Origin of the sequence: Bittarella massiliensis (ex Durand et al. 2017), from assembly GCF_001486165.1 — a bacterium.
GTDB classification, from domain to species: Bacteria; Bacillota; Clostridia; order Oscillospirales; family Ruminococcaceae; genus Bittarella; species Bittarella massiliensis.
Genome location: NZ_LN908977.1, coordinates 62,333 through 81,387 on the forward strand (window position 1 = coordinate 62,333; position 19,055 = coordinate 81,387).

Annotated in this window: 20 protein-coding genes; 16 read left to right on the forward strand and 4 right to left on the reverse strand. The window is 65.8% G+C overall.

All coding sequences use genetic code 11. The features are described from left to right. The first annotated feature begins 78 nt into the window (after positions 1-78). Together BN3266_RS07285 and BN3266_RS07290 are read left to right on the forward strand one after the other, a co-directional pair. Positions 79-498 (forward strand): GtrA family protein, encoded by a 420-nt coding sequence (locus BN3266_RS07285; RefSeq protein WP_242861740.1) that lies wholly within the window; start codon positions 79-81, stop codon positions 496-498. Further along, positions 495-1,436: a glycosyltransferase family 2 protein gene (locus BN3266_RS07290; RefSeq protein WP_059004635.1), complete on the forward strand. Its 942-nt coding sequence runs from the start codon at positions 495-497 to the stop codon at positions 1,434-1,436. Before BN3266_RS07285 ends, BN3266_RS07290 begins: the two co-directional genes overlap by 4 nt. 293 nt (positions 1,437-1,729) lie before the next feature. Here the strand turns inward: BN3266_RS07290 and BN3266_RS07295 are convergent, their stop codons facing one another. Together BN3266_RS07295 and BN3266_RS07300 are read right to left on the reverse strand one after the other, a co-directional pair. Then, complete coding sequence (locus BN3266_RS07295; protein WP_059004636.1) at positions 1,730-2,083, reverse strand: DUF2200 domain-containing protein; 354 nt, start codon at positions 2,081-2,083, stop codon at positions 1,730-1,732. A 116-nt stretch (positions 2,084-2,199) separates the two neighbouring features. Further along, positions 2,200-3,522 carry an amidohydrolase gene (locus BN3266_RS07300; RefSeq protein ID WP_059004637.1) on the reverse strand — a complete coding sequence of 441 codons (1,323 nt, stop codon included), beginning with the start codon at positions 3,520-3,522 and terminating at the stop codon, positions 2,200-2,202. A 327-nt stretch (positions 3,523-3,849) separates the two neighbouring features. Between BN3266_RS07300 and BN3266_RS07305 the strand changes: the two genes are divergently transcribed. The 6 genes from BN3266_RS07305 to BN3266_RS14435 all read left to right on the forward strand — a co-directional run bounded on the left by BN3266_RS07305 (position 3,850) and on the right by BN3266_RS14435 (position 7,825). After that, a complete protein-coding gene (locus tag BN3266_RS07305; RefSeq protein WP_021660767.1) occupies positions 3,850-4,407 on the forward strand; it encodes a DUF5317 family protein in 558 nt (185 codons plus the stop codon). After that, positions 4,408-4,872 (forward strand): hypothetical protein, encoded by a 465-nt coding sequence (locus BN3266_RS07310; RefSeq protein WP_021660768.1) that lies wholly within the window; start codon positions 4,408-4,410, stop codon positions 4,870-4,872. A gap of 93 nt (positions 4,873-4,965) precedes the next feature. Next, a complete protein-coding gene (locus BN3266_RS07315) occupies positions 4,966-5,457 on the forward strand; it encodes an ATP-binding protein (protein ID WP_438819064.1) in 492 nt (163 codons plus the stop codon). A gap of 4 nt (positions 5,458-5,461) precedes the next feature. After that, entirely contained in the window at positions 5,462-5,851 is a 390-nt protein-coding gene (locus BN3266_RS07320) for an accessory gene regulator B family protein (protein ID WP_278275383.1), read from the forward strand. Continuing rightward, positions 5,848-5,973, forward strand: coding sequence for a cyclic lactone autoinducer peptide (locus BN3266_RS07325; protein WP_044993103.1), 126 nt, complete (start codon positions 5,848-5,850; stop codon positions 5,971-5,973). Before BN3266_RS07320 ends, BN3266_RS07325 begins: the two co-directional genes overlap by 4 nt. A 178-nt stretch (positions 5,974-6,151) precedes the next feature. Then, a complete protein-coding gene (locus BN3266_RS14435) occupies positions 6,152-7,825 on the forward strand; it encodes a bifunctional diguanylate cyclase/phosphohydrolase (RefSeq protein WP_075109766.1) in 1,674 nt (557 codons plus the stop codon). A 78-nt stretch (positions 7,826-7,903) separates the two neighbouring features. On the opposite strand, the gene BN3266_RS07335 is transcribed toward BN3266_RS14435, so the two are convergent. After that, positions 7,904-8,434 (reverse strand): GNAT family N-acetyltransferase, encoded by a 531-nt coding sequence (locus BN3266_RS07335; RefSeq protein WP_242861741.1) that lies wholly within the window; start codon positions 8,432-8,434, stop codon positions 7,904-7,906. Positions 8,435-8,702: 268 nt separating this feature from the next. Beyond that, the gene (locus tag BN3266_RS07340; RefSeq protein WP_059004641.1) at positions 8,703-10,028 is read right to left on the reverse strand and encodes an amidohydrolase; all 1,326 of its coding nucleotides are present in this window, start codon (positions 10,026-10,028) and stop codon (positions 8,703-8,705) included. A 307-nt stretch (positions 10,029-10,335) separates the two neighbouring features. Here BN3266_RS07340 and ispD point away from each other — a divergent pair, with 307 nt between their 5' ends. The 8 genes from ispD to lgt all read left to right on the forward strand — a co-directional run. Next, positions 10,336-11,037 carry a 2-C-methyl-D-erythritol 4-phosphate cytidylyltransferase gene (ispD, locus tag BN3266_RS07345; protein WP_082671722.1) on the forward strand — a complete coding sequence of 234 codons (702 nt, stop codon included), beginning with the start codon at positions 10,336-10,338 and terminating at the stop codon, positions 11,035-11,037. A gap of 2 nt (positions 11,038-11,039) precedes the next feature. Next, positions 11,040-11,564, forward strand: a complete 525-nt coding sequence (gene ispF, locus BN3266_RS07350; protein ID WP_154669014.1) for a 2-C-methyl-D-erythritol 2,4-cyclodiphosphate synthase — start codon at positions 11,040-11,042, stop codon at positions 11,562-11,564. A 36-nt stretch (positions 11,565-11,600) separates the two neighbouring features. Further along, positions 11,601-12,476, forward strand: a complete 876-nt coding sequence (cdaA, locus tag BN3266_RS07355; RefSeq protein WP_059004642.1) for a diadenylate cyclase CdaA — start codon at positions 11,601-11,603, stop codon at positions 12,474-12,476. After that, entirely contained in the window at positions 12,473-13,738 is a 1,266-nt protein-coding gene (locus BN3266_RS07360) for a CdaR family protein (RefSeq protein WP_059004643.1), read from the forward strand. The genes cdaA and BN3266_RS07360 overlap by 4 nt, the downstream gene beginning before the upstream one ends. A gap of 38 nt (positions 13,739-13,776) precedes the next feature. Then, the gene (locus tag BN3266_RS07365) at positions 13,777-15,330 is read left to right on the forward strand and encodes an NAD(P)/FAD-dependent oxidoreductase (RefSeq protein WP_059004644.1); all 1,554 of its coding nucleotides are present in this window, start codon (positions 13,777-13,779) and stop codon (positions 15,328-15,330) included. A gap of 40 nt (positions 15,331-15,370) precedes the next feature. Next, complete coding sequence (locus BN3266_RS07370) at positions 15,371-16,639, forward strand: M16 family metallopeptidase (protein ID WP_059004645.1); 1,269 nt, start codon at positions 15,371-15,373, stop codon at positions 16,637-16,639. A gap of 12 nt (positions 16,640-16,651) precedes the next feature. After that, complete coding sequence (yfmH, locus tag BN3266_RS07375) at positions 16,652-17,974, forward strand: EF-P 5-aminopentanol modification-associated protein YfmH (protein WP_082671723.1); 1,323 nt, start codon at positions 16,652-16,654, stop codon at positions 17,972-17,974. A gap of 48 nt (positions 17,975-18,022) precedes the next feature. After that, positions 18,023-19,055 (forward strand): prolipoprotein diacylglyceryl transferase (gene lgt, locus BN3266_RS07380; RefSeq protein ID WP_059004647.1); only part of this gene is annotated, 1,033 nt, incomplete at its 3' end.

A 19,055-nucleotide genomic window follows, 5' to 3' on the forward strand; every position in this document is an offset into this window, starting at 1 on the left:
AGAAAAAAGAGGGTCGCCTATCCGTGACAGCATGGGCCAATGCGGGCGATCCTGCTGGTGAGAGAGGGGGATGTCCATTTGACAGGCCTGTCAAAAAAGTATAGGGACATCCTGCTCTACCTGATTTTTGGCGCCCTCACCACCCTGGTGAACATCGTCACCTACGCGGCCTTGACCCGGCTGTTGGGGATGGGGGAGATGGGGAGCAATGTCTGGGCCTGGGTGCTGTCGGTCCTCTTTGCCTATGTGACCAACAAGCTCTGGGTCTTTGAAAACCGGGATTTCGGGGCCCGCCACCTGGCGCGGGAATTCGGCTCCTTTGTGGCGGCGCGGCTTTTCTCCGGCGCCCTGGACATGGGGATCATGTGGCTGTTTGTCACCCGGCTGGCCTGCCCCGACCTACTCGTGAAGATCGCCTCCAATGTGGTGGTGATCGTCCTCAACTACCTGCTCAGCAAGCTGTGGATTTTTAAAAAGAAGGATGGAGAGACGGCATGAGGGAGATCACCGTACTAATTCCCTGCTACAACGAGGAGGAGACCCTTCCCCTTTTATATCCGGAAATCTGCAAGGTGGCCGGACGGATGAAGGCTGCCTGCGGGGTGGATCTCTCCTTTATCTTTGTGGACGACGGCTCTAAAGACGGCACCCTGGGGGTGCTCAAAGAGCTGGCGGCGGGGGACGAGCGGGTGCGCTACCTCTCCTTCTCCCGCAACTTTGGGAAGGAGGCGGCCATCTTCGCCGGGCTGCAGCACGCCACCGGCGACTATGTGGCCGTGATGGACGCCGACTTGCAGGACCCGCCCCAGATGCTCGAAGAGATGTACCGCGGCATCGCCGAGGAGGGATACGACTGCGTGGGCACCCGCCGGGTCACCCGCAAGGGGGAGCCCAAGGTGCGATCCTTCTTCGCCCGACTCTTCTACAAGCTCATCAACAGGGTATCCGACACCGAGATCGTGGACGGCGCCCGGGACTTTCGGCTGATGACCCGGCAGATGGTGAACGCCATCCTCTCCATGAGCGAGTACAACCGCTTCTCCAAGGGGATCTTCAGCTGGGTGGGTTTCTCCACCAAGTGGCTGGAATATGAGAATGTGGAGCGGGTCGCGGGGGAGACCAAGTGGTCTTTCTGGAAGCTGCTGCTCTACTCCATCGACGGCATCACCGCCTTCTCCACCGCTCCCCTGGCCATCGCCTCCCTCATGGGCGTTCTCTTCTGCCTGCTGGCGGCCATCCTGATCGTGGTGGTCATCGTCAAGACCCTGGTCTGGGGCGACCCGGTGGCGGGCTATCCCTCGATGATGTGCTTTATCTTCCTCATCGGCGGCATCCAACTGCTCTGCCTGGGCATTTTGGGACAGTACCTCTCCAAGACCTATCTCGAGACCAAGCGCCGGCCGGTCTACATCCTCAAAGAGGACAACAAGAAATAAAAAAGAGGGGCGACAGCAATTTGCTGTCGCCCTTCTTTTATGGCTTTGGCACCCCCCGGCCCGGCCGGGGAAGTCATATTGTTCTTGCAGAGGGATCCCCGAAAAAAGAGGGTGAAGATGCAACGGGAAAAGCGATTTTGGGTTGCAGATGGCGCGAAATCGCATCTCATCCCAGGTTGCCGGTGGCGGCGCGTGGAGTGCGGGCAGAGATTTCGATGCTCCTTGCGGGGCTAAATCTGTGCGGCGCCCTTTGGGGACCGACGCCCTGCCGATGAGACTTTACCGGTGGGCTCCTATTGGGCCCGCAAAACGGCGTCCAGGGGCCGGCCTTTGGCCAGTTCGTCCACCAACTTGTCCAGGCGGCGGATCTCCCGCAGGAGGGGGTCCTCCACCGCCTCCACCCGCACGCCGCAGACCGTGCCGCTGATCGTTTCCCGGTCGGGGTTCATTCGGGGTGCCCCCTCAAAGAAGGCGGCGTAGCTGCCCCCTCCCGCGGCCAGCGCGTCGATCTCCCCCTGGCTGTACCCGGTCAGCCAGCGGATGACCTCGTCCACCTCGCCCTTGGTGCGTCCCTTTCTCACCGCCTTGTTGACAAGGAGGGGATAGATCTTGGAAAAGGGCATCTGCTCCACCGTTTGCCGTCCCATCTGCCGTCCTCCTTCAAAACGTTTGTCCCTCTCAGTTTGCCCGGGCGGCTGGCCGGTCATTCCCGCCGGGGGAGTGCCGTTTTCTTGCAGTTGCCCGGCTGGGGGGAGGGGCCGCCCTACTCCCCCACAAACTCCCGCCAGAACTGGAGGTAGCTCTCCTTGGTGTATTTGGGGACAAAGTTCTCCTTGACCCGCAGGGCCTCTGCCGCCCCGTCCCAGAGCAGGTCGATGGCGGTGGCGGCCATCATCTTGGCGGGGAGGATGTAGGCCATCTCCTCGTCGCAGATGGCGAAGTCCTTGGCGTGGGCGTTGCCGCAAAATCCCCCTGCCACCGGGTGGATGGCCGGGATCACATGGCTGAGATCCCCCATGTCCGACGAGCCGGCCCCCATTTTGGGGCCCACGGTGGCGTCGATGACGTGCTCCTCCCCCAGCAGGGCGCGGGCATTTTGCAGGAATACCCGGTCCAGGTCGGGGTTCTGGCGCATGGGCAGGTAGCCGGGCAGCTCCTTGATCTCGCACCGGGCCCCCACGGCGTAGGCCCCCGCCTCCAGGGCGCGGTTGACCTTGGCGCTGGCCGCCACCACCGCATCGGTGTCCATCCCCCGCACATAGGTCTCGATGCGCACGTCGGCGGGGACGATGTTGACCAGGTCGCCCCCCTTGGTGATGATGGGGTGCACCCGGATGCCGTCGTCGTCTTTGAAGGTCTCCCGCTGGGCGTTGACGGCCATCAGCCCCAACATGGCGGCGTTGAGGGCGTTGATCCCATTTTCCGGCTCCACCCCGGCGTGGGCCTCTTTGCCGGTGTACTGCACGATCTTCCCCACAAAGCCGGAGGAGGGGGCCCCCACCACCGAGGAGCGGACGTCGGGGGAGCAGTAGGAGTGGACCATCATCGCCATGTCCACGTCGTCAAAGGCGCCCTCGGCGATCAGCTGCTGCTTGCCGCCCACAAATTCCACCTTGCCCTCGTCCCGCAATTTCTGGCGGTACTCCAGCTCCACAAACTCCTCGGCGGGGACGGCCAGAAAGGCCAGGTCCCCGTCCAGCTGCTCCATCGCCCCCGAGAGGCAGAGACCCATGGCCGCCCCCAGCATGGCGGCGATCTGGGCGTTGTGGCCGCAGGCGTGGGCCGCGCCGGAGCGCTCGTCGGCAGAGGGGTGGGTGGGGGAGACCACCGCGTCCAGTTCCCCCAACAGGGCCACGGTGGCCCGGTGGTCCCGCCCGGCGGCCCGGGCCTTGACCCCGGTGAGCCCCAGCCCGGTCTGATAGGGGAGACCCAGCTCGGAAAAGACCGTCTGCACCAGTTCGCTGGCAAAGTGCTCCTTATAGCCCAGCTCGGGGTGGGCGAAGATGGCCCTGCCCGCGTCGATGATCCGCTCCCGGTTCTCGTCGATGGTTTGAAATACCCGCTCTTTCAGCGCCCTGTTGTCCATGGGTGCGCCCTCCTTGTAAAGCGGCGGCCGCCGCGATTGATGATTGCCTTTTGGCCCCTCTATGATACCGCGTTTTGCGGGTGGGGGCAAGCGCCAAGGGGCGGTAAAGAAAGGGGGGATGGAGCGCTGTCAATTGGATAAACTTTATCGCATTTTTGAGGAAAACAGCGAAAACCGGTGATTTTGAAATTTTATTTGAAGGGGATCCCCCAATTTGTCTCATAAAGGGGATATTCGGGGGATTTTTGTTGACGGGGGCCTGGGGGACCGATATAATGAGAGGGTGAGAAATACAGGGCCGGCAATGCCGGGGAAAGGCGGGTCGGCGTGATCGAGACCATTCTTCTCGCCATTTGGTGGGCCGGGCGCAAGGGGTATCCCCTGGCCGGACTCAAGCGGGCAAAGCTCCTCTACCCCGCCTATCTGCTGGAACTCTGCACCATCGCCTTTCAGGTCTGTGTCTTCTGCGGGGTCTACACCTTCATCCCCTACGCCCCCATCCTCAAGACCAGCTACATGCTGGCCCTGGCCCTCCCCCTCATCGGCTATCGGCTCTGGGACGCGGGTCTTCTGAGCGCCGGGTGCGTCTTTCTGGGCAGTTTTCTCAACAACCTGGTCATGGGCCTCAACGGGGGGAAGATGCCGGTTTTTCCCACCCTTTCCTACCTGACGGGGTATGTCAACAGCCGCAACCTCAACCTGGGGGGCGGCATCCATGTGCTGGGGGACGGCGCCACCCGCCTGAAGGTGCTCACAGACTACATCGACATCGGCTACAGCGTGCTCAGCATCGGGGACGTGCTGGTGCGGGTGATGGGCTTTTTGGCCGTCTACGCGACCCTGCGCCACTTCGCGCAGAAGGCCGCCTCAAAGGAGTTGGGATAGATGATTTTTTTGCTGGAACTCTTGCTGCGCGACATCCCGGAGGTGCTGCTGCTCCTCTTCGGGCTCTACGTCTTTGCCGGCCAGCCGGTGGAGAAGCGGCAGTACTTCCTCTCCGCCGGGGTGCTGGTGATCACCACCATCCTCACCCGGGCCCTCCCCCTGAACAACGGCGTCTACATCCTCCTCAACGTCATCGTCCTCATCTCTCTGGCCACCTATCTCTGCAAGATCGACCTGCTCACCTCCATCAAGTCCAGCCTGATCGTCACCCTGATTTTGGCCCTGTTGGAGGCGTTCAACGTCTTTCTCCTTCAGCTCTTCTTTCACGGCGACCTGGGGGCGATCTTTGAAAACCGCCTCTACAAGACCGTCGCCGGGCTGCCCACCGTGCTGCTGCTGGCGGCGGTGCTGCTGGGCGCTTACGGCCTCAAGAAAAAGCGGGCCGAGCGCTCCCGGCAGGACTGACCGGTGGGCTGGCTGGAAGGGGCCGTGGGGCGCAGCGGTAGCGGGCTGATCCCCGGGCACAGCGAGCGGCCCCTTTACGTGCTCACCGACGGGGTGAAGCTCTACCGGGTCTTTGAAAACTTGATCGTCAACATCACCAAGTACTCCCTCCCCGGCTCCCGGGCCTACATCGACATTGTGGACAGCGAAAAGACGGTGTCGGTCATCTTCAAAAACATCTCCAGCTACCAGATGAACTTCGCCGGGGAGCAGATGAAGGAGCGGTTCGTGCGGGGCGACCTCTCCCGCACCACCGAGGGCAGCGGCCTGGGGCTGGCCATTGCCGACACCTTTGTCGACCGGCTGGGGGGCAAGCTCACCATCCTGGTGGANCGGGCGGTGGCGCCGTTGCCGCGGTATTTCACCAGTTTGCCCACAAAGCCCGAACAGCCCGCGCCCACAGCGGTGAACTGGGGGGTGGGGGCCCCGGGCATCGAGTGGACCATCATCGCCATGTCCACGTCGTCAAAGGCGCCCTCGGCGATCAACTGCTGCTTGCCGCCCAAAAATTCGATCTTGCCGTCGCGCAGCAGCTTCTGTCACTGATACACTGAGCGCCCTCTCCTGCTGGGGGATGGCCCTCCTCTCCGGCTGGGCCCTGTCCTTGCCCCGCCCCCTCTGGCTGGCGGGGGCGGCGGCCCTCTCCCTCCTCTCCACCCTGGCGATTTCCCTCTGGGCGCCAGTGGATCACCCCAACAAGCGGCTGCGGGATGCGCGGCTGCGGGCCGCCTTTCGCAGGCGGGGGGTGGCCCTGGCCTCCTTTTTGGCGGCCCTCTCCCTGGCCGGCGGCTTTGCCGGCGGCGGGTGGAGGAGCTGCGGGGGCGCCCTCTGCCTGACGATCTGCTGGCAGGCGGCCTCCCTCACCCCGGCCGCGGTGCGGCTGACAAAGCAATTGGCGGGCGCTGCGACGCCCGCCTGGAAAGGAGGTGACAGGACGTGAAAGGGAAGAAGTGGTATGCAGCGCTGGCGGCGCTGGCAACTGCTGCCGCGGCCCTGATGGCCTCTTCGGCTTGCCTGTGGTTTTTCTACCAGCCGAAGGAACCCGATTGCCTGAACAAGTAAGACAGCAGGGACTGCGCACCGCAAAAAAGAGCCGCGAGGCTCTTTTTTGCAGCACATCTGTCCTTGACAGGGTCACACATCGGTCATACAATCGAGAGAGCAGTGACAAAAAACGACCGACGCCCGGGCGCGCAGAACGCCCGGGCAGAAAGGGGGGCTGATGGCAAGGATGACAAAGATGACAAGAATGACAAACAAAAAGACAGATCGCCTCAACATACAGGATTTTCTGTTCTCGGTCCGGCTCCTCTCCCTCTTCTTTGCCGCCATCGCCTTTTTGCAGTTTGCCTACTGGCAGGTGGACGCGGGGGCGGAGTTTGCCTCCTACGTCTGGTATGTCCCCCTGGCGGCCATCGCCATCGCCGCGGCCATCTACCTCTGCCTCTTCAACCTGCGCCGGGCCACCAAGCGACAGCAGCGCTGGGGCAAGGCGCTGGAGTGCGGGCTGATGCTGGGGGTGTTCTTCTTCGCCATCGCCGTCACCGGCCTCTGGGAGAGCCAGTACAAGATCCTCTTTCTCTTCCTCATCATCAGCTACACCTTTGAGTCGGGGATGCGCGTCGGCCTGGGGCTGGCGGCCTTTTGCTCCCTGGCGGTCCTGGCCATCGACGCGGTCTGGGCCCCCACCCAGGGCGGGGTCAACCTGCAGATGCAAAACGACCTGCTCCTTTGCGGGGCCTTCATCGTCACCGCCTGGGCGCTGGGCTTTTACTCCCAGATCCGGCAGGAGTACATCGCCAGTTTGGAGAAGCAGGTGCGGGTGGACGGGCTCACCGGCCTTCTCAACCACCGCAGCTTTTACGACGCGGTGCAGGCGGATTTTGAGCGGGCGGTGAGAGAGGACCAGCCCCTCTCCCTCATCTTTGCCGACGTGGACTACTTCAAGACCTACAACGACTGCCACGGGCACCAGGCCGGCGACGCGGCGCTGGTGGCCATGGCGGGCCTCTTTACCCAGCTCTTGGGGGACGGAAAGCAGATTTTCCGCTACGGCGGGGAGGAGTTCTCCCTCATCCTCCCGGGGGTGGGGGAGGAGGAGGCCCGCGCCCTGGCCGAGCGGCTTCGCGCCGCGGTGGAGGAGCACCCCTTCCCCGGGGAGGAGGTGCTGCCCGGCGGGCGGCTGACCATCTCCTGCGGGGTGGCTGCCCGCACCCCCCAGCAGGCGGACTACAAGGAGCTGGTGCACAGCGGGGACGACGCCCTCTACCGGGCCAAGTTCTTCCGCAAAAACCGGGTGGAGGTCTACGTCTCGCTGCTGGAGCAGTTCCCCCGGGAGGGGGGCGATGGGGTGGAGGAAGCCCTGGCCTCCATCAGGGCCCTCATCGCCGTGGTCAACTCCAGGGACATGTACACCTTTGGCCACACCGAGCGGGTGGTCTACTACGCCGACATGATGGCCCGGCAGCTGGCCCTCCCGCCGGAGGAGGCGGGACAGTTGGTCTACGCCGCCTATGTCCACGACGTGGGGAAGATCAACATCCCCAAAGAGGTGCTGCTCAAACCCATCGGCCTCACCGACGAGGAGTGGGGGGAGATGAAGCGCCACCCCGAGGAGGGGGCCTACATCCTGCAAAACCTGCCCAGTTTGGCCTTTACCGCCGAACTGGTCCGCCACCACCACGAGCGCTACGACGGCAGCGGTTACCCCGACGGCCTGAAGGGGGAGGAGATCCCTTATCTGTCGCGGGTGCTCACCCTGGTGGACAGCTTTGACGCCATCCTCTCGGACCGGCCCTACAAAAAGGGGCGCACCTTTGAGGAGGGGATCGTGGAGCTTGTGCGCTGCCGGGGCACCCAGTTTGACCCGGCCCTCACCGACCAGTTCATCGAGGCCCTGCGCACCGTGCGCTGATGGGAGAGATGTGAAAATCGCCCACAAAAAGAGAGGGGGGACGATCGGTCCCCCCTCTCTTTTGTCGTTTTTTACCCATCACCCCTCCTGGGGCGGGCGGCAGACGGCGTAGAGGTAGTGCAGCCGCTCGCCGCTGTAATAGCGGGTGAGAAAGGCCCGCTCCCCCTCCATCCCCAGGGCGCGGGCCACCCGGATGGAGGGCAGGTTGTCGGCTTTGATGACGGCGTGCACCTTCTCGGCCCCCAGGACCGTGAAGGCGTAGTCCCGGCAGGCGGCGGCCGCCTCCCGGGCGTAGCCCTGGTGCCAGAAACGGCGCTTGAGGAGGTAGCCCACCTCCAACACCTCCGTCCCCTCGCAGGGCTGCCACGTCAGCCCCACCTGGCCCACCATCTCGCCGCTGTCTTTTCGGCAGGCCGCCCAGAGGCCGTAGCCGTACCGGGCGTAGCGGCCCCGCTGCCGGTCCAGCCAGCCCTGCACCTCCTCGGGGGTGAAGTCGTGCTCGTAGGCCAGCATCCCCTGCGGGTCCTGAAGCATCTGGGCCAGGTCGTCCAGGTCCCCCTGCTCCATCTCCCGCAGAACAAGCCGTTCGGTCTCCAAAACAATGGCCATCCACCGCTTCCTCCTTTCGGTTTTGTCCGCCCATTTTACCAGTTTTTTGGCGGGGGGACAAGGGGCAAGGGGAAAGGGGCGGCCTGCGCTCGGTGGGGATCTCTGGGGGAGGAGGAAAGCACCCCGGGGTGGCCCTGTGGGCTGCGGGAAAGGGCCTTTTTCGCCGGCCTGCCCGCGGGGTCTTTCCCGGCCCCCTGCACACAGCCAAAAAGGCGCCCGCCGCCCCCGAAAAAAGGGGGACGACGGGCGCCAAAGGGCGTTGGATTTTCTACTGGGCCTTGACGAATTCCCGCCAGAAGGCGAGGTAGGTCTCCTTGGTGTAGGTGGGCTTGTACTCGGCCTTGACCTGGCAGGCGGCCTCGGCCCCATCGCAGAGCAGGTCGACCACGGTGCAGGCCATCATCTTGGCGGGGTTGATGTAGGCCATCTCCTCGTCGCAGACCAAAAAGTCCATGGCGTGGGCGGTGCCGCTGAAGCCGCCGGCCACCGGCTGGATGGTGGGGATGACCAGGCTCAGATCCCCCACGTCGGAGCTGCCGCCCCCGGCGGGCATGGCGCTGGCGTCCACCACGTTTTTCTCCCCCACCAGCGCGGCGGCGTTTTGCATGAACAGGGCGTCCATCTGGCGGTTGGTGTCGATGGGCAGGTAGCCGGGCAGCTGCACGATCTCCACCTCGGCCCCCACGGCCATGGCCCCGCCCCGCAGGGCCCGGTCCACCTTTTTGCTGGCGTCGACGATGGCGTCGATCCCCCGGCCCCGCACATAGGTCTCGATGCGCACGTCGGCGGGGACGATGTTGACCAGGTCGCCCCCCTTGGTGATGATGGGGTGCACCCGGATGCCGTCCTCGTCCTTGAAGGTCTCCCGCTGGGCGTTGATGCCCATCAGCCCCAGGCAGGCGGCGTTGAGGGCGTTGATGCCGTCGTGAGGGGCGGCCCCGGCGTGGGCCTCCTTGCCGCGGTATTTCACCAGTTTGCCCACAAAGCCCGAACAGCCCGCGCCCACAGCGGTGAACTGGGGGGTGGGGGCCCCGGGCATCGAGTGGACCATCATCGCCATGTCCACGTCGTCAAAGGCGCCCTCGGCGATCAACTGCTGCTTGCCGCCCAAAAATTCGATCTTGCCGTCGCGCAGCAGCTTCTCCCGGTACTCCAGCTCCACAAATTCCTCGGCGGGCACCGCCATGAAGACCGCGTCCCCGTCCAGCTGCTCCATCGCCCCCGAGAGGCAAAGGCCCATGGCCGCCCCCAACATGGTGGTGATCTGGGCGTTGTGGCCGCAGGCGTGGGCCGCGCCGGTCTGCTTGTCGGCGTTGGGGTGCAGGGGGGAGACGACGGCGTCCAATTCCCCCATCACCGCGACGGTGGCCCGGTGGTCCCGCCCGGCGGCCCGGGCCTTGACCCCGGTGAGGGCCAGCTCGTTTTGATAGGGCAGCCCCAGCTCCTCAAAGGTGCGCTGCACCAGGGAGCTGGTGCGGGTCTCTTTATAGCCCAGCTCGGGGTGGGAGAAGATGTCCTTGCCCAGGGCGATGAGCTTGTCCCGGTTTTGGTCGATGGCCGCGCAGACGGCCGCCTTGATCTGCTGTTTGTCCATTTGTCACTCGCTCCTTCTATCGGGCCGGCGCACAGCCGGCGAAATGGTCGCACAACAACACTATATCCGCCCGCGGCGGGGGCTGGCAATGGGGGCTTTGGCCAAAGTTTCGCCCCCTTTTTTGGCGGCGGGGTCATTTCGCCCAAGGAAGGGCCGCCGCTTTTGTGAACTTTTGGCGAACAGGAAAAATCAGGGGTTTAAACGACAGGGGATTTATAGTATACTGTTAGGCGTATAAGAGCGTTTTGAGCCGCCCTTTTGCAGCCGGTTGGGCGGCCTCTTTTTTCGTTTGGAGGAGGGGTGCGCCGTGGGGGAGAAGCGGCCTTTTGTGTCGGCCATCGTGGTGGCCGCCGGCAGCGCCAGCCGGATGGAAGGGATCGACAAGCAGTTTGCCCCGGTGGGGGGGATCCCCTGCCTGGCCCGCACCCTGCTGTGCTTTGAGGAGTGCCGGGAGATCGGCGAGATCGTGGTGGTCACCCGGGAGGAGTCGATCGCCAAGGTGGCCGACCTCTGCGCCCGCTGGCGGCTGGCGAAGGTGAGCCAGATCGTCCGCGGGGGGGAGAGCCGCCAGCAGTCGGCGGCCATCGGCCTCGCCTGTCTCGACGGGCGCTGCCAGTACCTGGCCGTCCACGACGGGGCCCGCCCCCTCTGCGACAAGGCCCTCATCCGCCGGGTGCTGCGCGACGCCATCGCCTACGGCGGGGCGGCGGCCGCCGTCCCGGTGAAGGACACCATCAAGGTGCGGGGGGAGGACGGCTTTATCGACTCCACCCCTGACCGGGCCACCCTGTTTGCCTGCCAGACCCCGCAGATCTTCGAGGTAGGGACCTACCGCCGCGCCATGGAGGAGGCCCTCGCCCAGGGGCGGGATTACACCGACGACTGCCAGCTCTTCGAGAGCGCCGGACGGCGCGTCTACCTCTCGCAGGGGAGCTATCAAAACATCAAGATCACCACGCCGGAAGACCTGGCTCTCTGCGAGCAGATCCTGGCTGTGAGGGGGGAGTAGAGATGCAAGCGATCCGCATCGGGCACGGGTACGACGTGCACGCCTTTTCGCCGGGCCGACAGCTGATTTTGGGCGGGGTGGACCTGCCCTGCGACCAGGGGCTGCTGGGCCATTCCGACGCCGACGTGCTGCTGCACGCCGCCATGGACGCCATCCTGGGCGCCCTGGCGCTGGGGGACATCGGCGCCCACTTCCCCGACACCGACCCCATGTACAAGGGCGCCGACAGCCGCGCCCTGCTGCGGGCGGTGCGGGAGATGATGAAGGAGCGCGGCTACAAGCTGGGCAACCTGGACTGCACCGTCATCGCCCAGGCCCCCAAACTGGCCCCGTACATAGAGCAGATGCGCCGCAACCTGGCCGGCGACCTGCAGACCGAACTGGAAAACATCAGCGTCAAGGCCACCACCGAGGAGCACCTGGGCTTCACCGGCCGCCGGGAGGGCATTTCCGCCCACAGCGTCTGCCTGCTGCTGCCCATCGAGACCCCTCCCTCCCCCGACAGGGCGGGGGGACCCGCCCTGTAAACACCTGTAACCTTTGCCATAGAAGGGGGCTTATCCATGCAAGCCATCACCACGTTTTTCGACTCGCTGGTCAGCGTCATCAAGACCATCACCGTCATGGATGTTCTGGACGTGGCCATCGTCTCCTATATCGTCTACGTCGCCTTTATCCTGGTGCGGGAGACCCGGGCGGCCCAACTCCTCAAGGGGGTCATCATCTTTTTGGTGGCCTATGTGCTGGCCTCCCAACTGGGGCTGGAATCGCTGAAATTCCTCCTCAACGCCATCCTCCAGTTCGGGGTGGTGACGCTGGTGGTGGTCTTTCAGCCCGAGATCCGCCGCGCGCTGGAGAAGGTGGGCCGCACCAAACTGCGCAGCCTGCGGTTTTTTTCCTCCGGCTCCACGGTGGACGACGCCACCCGCAAAAAGGTGGAGAAGGCCATCGTCGTGGTCTGTGACGCCGCCGACATCCTCTCGGGCAAAAAGACCGGCGCCCTCATCGTCATCGAGCGGAAGACCAAGCTGGGGGACATCATCTCCACCGGCACCGTGGTGGACGCCGAGCCCAGCGTCGAGCTCTTCGGCAACCTCTTCTTCGTCAACACCCCCCTGCACGACGGGGCGGTGGTGATGCGCGACGGCCGCGTCTGCGCGGCGGGCTGCTTCCTCCCCCTCTCCCAAAACTTTGAGATCAGCAAGGAGCTGGGCACCCGCCACCGGGCGGCCCTGGGGGTCTCTGAGAACTCCGACGCGGTGGTGGTGGTGGTCAGCGAGGAGACCGGCCTCATCTCGGTGGCCTGCGACGGCCACCTCCACCGGGGCATCGAGCGCGACTACCTGCAGCGGCTGCTCTCCAACGAGCTGCTGCCCCAGGCCCCCGCCGCCGAGCAGAAAAAACGCCGCTTCCCCTTTGGCAGGAGGGAACACAGATGAAGAAACTCGATTTTCAGCGGCTGATGGACGACAGCCGCTTCATGAAGGTGCTCTCGGTGGGGGTGGCCATCCTCTTTTGGTTCGTGGTGGCCTTCACCATCAGCCCCACCATCACCACCACCGTCTCCGACGTGCCCATCACCATCTCCGGCAGCAACGAGACCCTGTCCTCAGTGGGGCTGGACGTGGTGGACGGGCAAAACCGCACCGTCCGCGTCAAGGTGGAGGGCCGCCGCGAGGTGGTGGGTTCCCTCAAGCCCTCCGACATCGTGGTCTACCCGGTGCTCACCAGCGTCACCGAGGCGGGGAAGTACACCTGCTCCCTGCGGGCGGTGAAGGCCGACTCGGCGGCCGACTTCACCATCCTCTCGGTCTCCCCCGAGCAGGTGGAGCTGACCTTTGACCGGGTCAAGACCCTCAAGACCGAACTGTCCGTCGCCGTTTCCGGCTACACCGCGGAGGAGGGCTACATCCTCGGCTCCTCCGCCGCCAACCCCAAGGAGATCACCGTCAAGGGGCCCGAGTCGGCGGTGGACCAGGTGGCCAAGGCCGAGGTCCGGCTGGACGGCAAGGACACCAAGTTGGCAAAGACCGCCAAGGTGGAGGCGGAGGTCCGCCTCTACGCCGCCGACGGCAGCGAGATCGAGCTGGGCAGCACTCTCTCCATCGACACCCCCAAGGTGCAGGTGACCATCCCGGTGCTGAAAAAAGCCACCCTGCCCCTGAAGGTGGCCTTCACCAACCTGCCCAGCGGGCTGGACGGCAGCGCCCTGCAGTACGACCTGAGCGAGACCACCATCCAGGTGGCCGGCCCCGCCGAGACGGTGGACCGGATGACCGCCATCACCCTGGGCTATGTCAACGTGCTGGACTTCGACTACAAAAACGGCTACACCTTCCAGGTGCAAGACCAGCTGCCCACCGGCTTTGTCAACCTGGACGACTTCGACTCGGTGGCCGTCAGCTTCGGCAGCCGCTACGACGGCGGCAGCTTCACCGTCTCCAACATCAACGTCATCAACGCCCCCGAGAACTACGACATCTCGGTGGTGACCCGCCGCCTCTACGGGGTGAAGTTCGTGGGGCTGCGCGACGACATCGACGCCCTGGAGGGGACCGACATCGTCGCCGAGGTGGACGGCGCGTCCATCGAGCTGAAAAACGGCCAGTACAACGTGCCGGTGCAGCTCTCTACCACCAGCGGGGCCATGGTCTGGCCCACCGGCAGCTATGAAGTGGTGGTGAAGGTGAGCGCCAAATAGGAGACCCGCAAGAGATTTTTGAGAGAGGAGGCCGCCCCTTGGCCATCTTGGTGCAAAATATCCCCGTCCCCCTGGGGGAGGACCCGGCCACCGCCTGCCAGAAGGCGCTCCGCCGCCTGGGGCTGAGACCCGCCCAACTGGCGGAGAGCCACCTGGCCAAGGTCTCCCTCGACGCCCGCCGCCGCGACCGGGTGCGCTATGTCTGCAGCGCCGAGTTGGCGCTGCGCGACCCCGCCCTGGAAGAGCGCCTCGCCGCCCGGGAGCAGGGGGTGCGCCTGGTGCGGGACCACCGGCCGGTGGTGGTGGGTCTGGGCCCGGCGGGGATGTTCTGCGCCCTGGCCCTGGCGGGGCAGGGCTACCGCCCCCTGGTGCTGGAGCGGGGCGCCCCGGTGGAGCGCCGGGTGGCGGCGGTGGAGCGGTTTTGGCGCACCGGCGAACTGGACCCGGCCTGCAACGTCCAGTTCGGGGAGGGGGGCGCCGGCACCTTCTCGGACGGCAAGCTCACCACCCGCATCGGGGACGAGCGCTGCGGCTGGGTGCTGCGGCAGCTGGCCGCCTTCGGCGCGCCGGAGGAGATCCTGCACCGGGCCAAGCCCCACATCGGCACCGACCGGCTGCGGCAGGTGGTGCGAAATGTGCGGGGGGAGATCCTCCGCCTGGGGGGCGAGATCCGCTTCGACACCCGCCTGGAAGAAATCGAGATCGCCGGGGGCCGGGTGGTCTCCTGTACCGCCGGGGGGGAGAAGATCCCCTGCTCCCGGCTGGTGCTGGCGGTGGGCCACAGCGCCCGGGACACCTTTGCGCTGCTCTTTGACAAGGGGCTGCCGGTGGCGCCCAAACCCTTTTCGGTGGGGGTCCGGGTCGAACACCTGCAGGGGGACATCGACCGGGGCCTCTACGGCGACCTGGCCGGGGACCCCCACCTGCCGGTGGGGGAGTACCAGCTCTCCCGCCGGGTGGACGGGCAGGGGGTCTACACCTTCTGCATGTGCCCGGGGGGAACGGTGGTCCCCGCCGCCTCCGAAGAGGGGGGCGTGGTGGTCAATGGGATGAGCGAGTACGCCCGCAGCGGCCCCAACGCCAACAGCGCCCTGGTGGCCGGGGTGGACAGCCGGGACTTCGGCCAGGACCCCCGGGCGGGCATCGCCTTTCAGCGCCAGCTGGAGCGGGCGGCCTTTGCCCTGGGGGGCGGCGGTTACCGGGCCCCCTGCCAGAGCGCCGACGCCTTTTTGGCCGGGCGGCCGGGGGCGAATTTTGGCCGGGTGGCCCCCAGCTACGCCCTGGGGGTCGCCCCGGCCGACTTCTCCCGCCTCTTCCCGCCCCGGGTGTACGGGATGCTTCAGCTGGGGCTGCGGGACTTCGGGCGCAAGCTGCCCGGCTTCGATGCGGCCGACACCCTCCTCACCGGGGTGGAGACCCGCACCTCCTCCCCGGTGCGCGTCCTGCGGGCGGAGGACCTCTGTTCCCCGGCGGCCTTCGGCCTCTACCCCTGCGGGGAGGGGGCGGGCTACGCCGGGGGGATCGTCTCGGCGGCGGTGGACGGGGTCCGGGTGGCCCAGGCCATCATGGGCAGCGGCAGCCCGGCCCGGTGAGCGAATGGATTTGAGAAAGACAACGGAAGGACTGTCATACATGGAACGAAAAACCCTTGCCGAGGGGATCTCCCTCACCACCCTGGGGGACGGGCGCTACGTCTGCAACCGCATCTCCGTCAACCTCTGCTTCCCCCGCAGCGAGGAGGCGTCGGCCCAGGGGGCGATGCTCTCCTACCTGCTGCGGCGGGGGAGCGAGCGCTACCCCGGGTTTGCCCCCCTCAACCGCAAGCTCTACGACCTCTACGGGGCCTACTACGACTGCACCCTTGCCACCCTGGGGGGCTGTCAGGTGTTGAGCCTGGCGGTGCAGACCATCGACGAGGCCTTTGCCTGGAAGCGGGAGAAGATCAATGGCGAACTGGCCGACTTCCTCTGCGACATGCTGCTGCGGCCCAACGCCCCCGGGGGCGCCTTCCTCCCCGACGAGGTGGCGGTGGAGCAGAAAAACCTCTGCGAGGAGATCGACAGCGAGATCAACAACAAGCGGGCCTACGCCCTGAAGCGCAGCCGGGAGATCCTCCATGCGGGGACCCCCCTGGCCGGCTCCCGCCTGGGCACCAAAGAGGCGGTCCTGGCCCTGGACGGGGCGGCCCTCTACCGGGCCCTGCAGCGGCTGTTGGAGAGCGCCCAGGTGGAGATCCTCTGCAGCGGCCGGGGCGACTTCTCGGGCGCGGCCGAGGTCTTTGCCCGGCAGTTGGGCGGCCTGCCGCCCCGCCCCGCCGCCTTCTCCCTCCCCCCGCTGCCCTCGACCGAGGGCCCCGGGGAGGTGGAGGAGGCCCTCTCGGTCACCCAGTCCAAGCTGGTCCTGAGCTTCCTGCCCGCCCGCCGGTTTGCCCCCGGGCAGTACGGGGCGGTGCGGGCGGCCGTCGCCCTCTTCGGGGGGGCGCCCTTCTCCCGCCTCTTTGCCAACGTGCGGGAGAAACAGAGCCTCTGCTACTACTGCGACGCCCGCTTCAACCGGGTGACCGGGGTGCTGACGGTGGACTGCGGGTTGGACGAGAAGGACGTCCCCCGCGCCGAGGAGAGCATCCGCCGCGAACTGGCGGAGCTGGCCGCCGGCAACTTTACCGACGAGGAGTTGCAGGACGCCAAGGCCTACCTGAAAAACAGCATGACCGCCATGGAGGACTCCCTGGCCGAGCTGGACCCCTGGTACCTGGGCCAGGTGCTGGAGGGGGACGCCCAGTCCCCCCAGGACGCGGCCGTCCAGATTGAGGCCGCCACCCGGGAAGAGGTCATGACCGTCTGCGCCAGCTTTTCCCAGCGGCTCCGCTACCTGCTCAAGCCCCGGCAGCGGGCGCTCTAGGGGGGCGGCGAGATGGAAGACAAGCGACTGTTTGCGAGAGGAGACGGGATGGATTTGGTTCGCACCGAGACGATTCGCGCCAAGGGGTTTGCAGGCGGCTACCAGAAGGCGGTCATGCCCTCCGGGCTGACGGTCCTGCTCTACCCCACCGAGGGGCTCTCCACCGCCCACTGCCTGCTGGGGTGCAAGGTGGGTAGCCAGGACTGCGCCTTTTTCGACGGGGAGGAGGAAGTGCACATCCCCGCCGGGGTGGCCCACTTTTTGGAGCACAAGCTCTTTGAGAGCGAGGAGGGCGACCTCTTTTTGAAGTTCGCCAAGACCGGGGCCAGCGCCAACGCCTACACCAGTTTTGACCGCACCTGCTACCTCTTCACCGCCACCCAGAACGTGGCCCAGTCGGTGGACATCCTCCTGGGGCAGATCGGTGCGCCCTACCTGACCGACGAGAACGTGGAGAAGGAGAAGGGGATCATCGCCCAGGAGATCAAGATGTACGACGACGACCCGGACTGGCGCTCCACCTTCGACCTGCTGGGCTGTCTCTACCACAACGACCCGGTGAAGGAGGACATCGCCGGCACGGTGGACTCGATTCAAAAAATCGACCGCGCCACCCTGGAGCGGGTGCACCGCCTCTTCTACGACCCCCGCAACATGGTGTTGGCGGTGGCCGGCAACATCGACCCGGACGAGGTGCTGGAAGTCTGCCGGCGGCGCTGCAGCCAGGCCCCCGAGGGCCCCTTCTCCCTGCGCCGCGAGCGGGTCTACGAGCCGCGGGAGATCGTCAAGACCTACGCCGAGGAGAGCTTGCAGATCGCCGTTCCCCTGGTGACGGTAGGCTTTAAGGAGGCCCCGGTGGAGAGCCCCTTTGACCGGGTGGTGGACACGGTGATCCTGGAACTGCTCACCGGCGAGACCAGCGACTTCTACCGCGAGATGTACGAGGCGGGGATCATCGGCCCCACCTTCGGCTATGACGTGTTCAGCGGCGACAGCTACCACGCCCTCCTCTTTTCCTGCGAGACCCAGAAGACCGGCGAGTTCTCCTACTGCCTCTACGCGGCCATCGAAAAGGCCCGGCGGGAGGGCCTCCCCCGGGAGGACTTCGAGCGGATCAAAAAGGGCATCTACGGCCGCTATATCCGCACCTTCGGCCGGCCCGAGGCCATTGCCACCGCCCTGGTGGGGGCCCATTTCCAGGGCTGCACCCTGTACGACAGCATCGACTTCATCAAGTCCCTTCGCTTTGCCACCGTGCAGGCCCGGTTTGCCGAGATCCTGCGCCAGGAGCGCAGCGCGGTCTCCATCATCTGGCCCAAGAAAGAGGAGAGATAGCCGCCCGCGGGGCGGACCCACCACCCGACAAACAAGGAGGATTTTGCAATGGAAGTGCGTTTTCCCGGATTGGGGCTCGACCTGAAAATCAACGACGTGGCCCTCAAGATCGGCAGCTTTGAAATCTACTGGTACGCCGTGGTCATCTGCTTGGGGCTGGTGCTAGCGGTGCTTTACTGCTACCGCCGCTCCAAGCTCTTCGGGGTGAAGGGCGACGACTTTTTGGACGTGGTCTTTTGGGGCTTTTTCGGCGGCATCATCGGGGCGCGGGCCTACTATGTGGCCTACGCCTTTGACCAGTTCAAGGACAACCTCTGGCAGATCTTCAACTTCCGCACCGGCGGGATGGCCATCTACGGCGGGCTCATCGGGGCCATCCTGGTGGGGGCCATCGCCTGCCGGGTCAAGAAGATGAAGGTGTTGCCGGTGCTGGACCTGGCGGGGATGGGCTTCTTCATCGGCCAGGCCCTGGGCCGCTGGGGCAACTTTTTCAACCAGGAGGCCTTCGGCTCCAACACCACCCTCCCCTGGGGGATGTACTCCCAAAACACCGAGGCCTACCTCTCCCGCCACGCCACCGCCCTGGCCGACCTGGGGGTGGCGGTGGACCCCACCATGCCGGTGCACCCCTGCTTTTTTTACGAGTTCCTCTGGTGTCTGGCGGGCTTTTTGATCCTCCACTTCTACACCAAACACCGCCGCTTTGACGGCGAGATGTTCCTTATCTACATCGGCTGGTACGGCCTGGGCCGCTTCTGGATCGAGGGGCTGCGCACCGACAGCCTGATGATCGGCCGGCTGCGGGTCTCTCAGCTGCTGGCCGGGGCCTGCGTCGTCGCCGCCCTGATCACCTGGCTGATCGTCAAGGGCAAGATCCGCGCCGCCCACGACGAGAGCTACCTGCGCCCCCAGGCCTGGCAGTTGGCCCGCGCCGCGGCGGCCGCCGAGGGGGAGGGAGGACCCGGACCGTCCGCCCCGGAAGAGGGCGAGGCGGGCCCCGCCGACCCGGCGCCCTGCCCCCCCTACGAAGAGCCCGGTGTGGCGCGCCTCCGGCCCCCCCCCCCCCCCGCTCCTCACCCCG

Coding starts and splice junctions, on each gene's coding strand:
- BN3266_RS07290 (WP_059004635.1), top strand. CDS start 495: ATGAGGGAGATCACCGTACTAATTCCCTGCTACAACGAGGAGGAGACC.
- BN3266_RS07295 (WP_059004636.1), bottom strand. CDS start 2,083: ATGGGACGGCAAACGGTGGAGCAGATGCCCTTTTCCAAGATCTATCCC.
- BN3266_RS07300 (WP_059004637.1), bottom strand. CDS start 3,522: ATGGACAACAGGGCGCTGAAAGAGCGGGTATTTCAAACCATCGACGAG.
- BN3266_RS07310 (WP_021660768.1), top strand. CDS start 4,408: ATGATTTTTTTGCTGGAACTCTTGCTGCGCGACATCCCGGAGGTGCTG.
- BN3266_RS14435 (WP_075109766.1), top strand. CDS start 6,152: ATGACAAGAATGACAAACAAAAAGACAGATCGCCTCAACATACAGGAT.
- BN3266_RS07335 (WP_242861741.1), bottom strand. CDS start 8,434: ATGGCCATTGTTTTGGAGACCGAACGGCTTGTTCTGCGGGAGATGGAG.
- BN3266_RS07340 (WP_059004641.1), bottom strand. CDS start 10,028: ATGGACAAACAGCAGATCAAGGCGGCCGTCTGCGCGGCCATCGACCAA.
- ispF (WP_154669014.1), top strand. CDS start 11,040: ATGCAAGCGATCCGCATCGGGCACGGGTACGACGTGCACGCCTTTTCG.
- cdaA (WP_059004642.1), top strand. CDS start 11,601: ATGCAAGCCATCACCACGTTTTTCGACTCGCTGGTCAGCGTCATCAAG.
- BN3266_RS07360 (WP_059004643.1), top strand. CDS start 12,473: ATGAAGAAACTCGATTTTCAGCGGCTGATGGACGACAGCCGCTTCATG.
- BN3266_RS07370 (WP_059004645.1), top strand. CDS start 15,371: ATGGAACGAAAAACCCTTGCCGAGGGGATCTCCCTCACCACCCTGGGG.
- yfmH (WP_082671723.1), top strand. CDS start 16,652: ATGGAAGACAAGCGACTGTTTGCGAGAGGAGACGGGATGGATTTGGTT.